Source organism: Pantoea sp. JGM49, from assembly GCF_018257655.1.
Classification (GTDB): domain Bacteria; phylum Pseudomonadota; class Gammaproteobacteria; order Enterobacterales; family Enterobacteriaceae; genus Pantoea; species Pantoea communis.
Map to the genome: position 1 here is coordinate 1 of NZ_JAERJM010000049.1, position 528 is coordinate 528.

Annotated in this window: 2 tRNA genes; both read right to left on the bottom strand. The window is 48.5% G+C overall.

The annotated features are described in order from the left end of the window. Positions 1-174: 174 nt before the first annotated feature. Positions 175-250 (bottom strand) — tRNA-Ala (locus JK231_RS25400). A 145-nt stretch (positions 251-395) separates the two neighbouring features. Beyond that, positions 396-472 (bottom strand) — tRNA-Ile (locus JK231_RS25405). Positions 473-528 lie beyond the last annotated feature (56 nt).

Sequence of the window (528 nt, forward strand, 5' to 3'; positions counted from 1 at the left end):
TGCAGACTGCAAGCATTTGAGAGACTCGAACACATCGTTTATTCATTCTTATTACGGAGAATGAATACGACGTGTCGTTTCAATTTTCAGCTTGTTCCGGATTGTTAAAGAGCATAATACTTCGCAGCACACCGTTGCCGGTACGCTCTGAAGTATTGTTTTGAGTCACTGTAATGGTGGAGCTAAGCGGGATCGAACCGCTGACCTCCTGCGTGCAAGGCAGGCGCTCTCCCAGCTGAGCTATAGCCCCATACAGTTACTGCAGAGACCACTACTACCACTCACCAGGAGTCCCGTTTTATGAAAACGGTAATTCGTGCTCAGGCAAGGCATGTACGAAGGACGTTTACTGTTGGGTAAACGACTGAGTACATAACGCCGCATGAGTGCGAATTTGGTAGGCCTGAGTGGACTTGAACCACCGACCTCACCCTTATCAGGGGTGCGCTCTAACCACCTGAGCTACAAGCCTGTAGAGGTTTTTTCTGCTCGTTACTTTTCTATCAGACAATCTGTGTGAGCACTTCG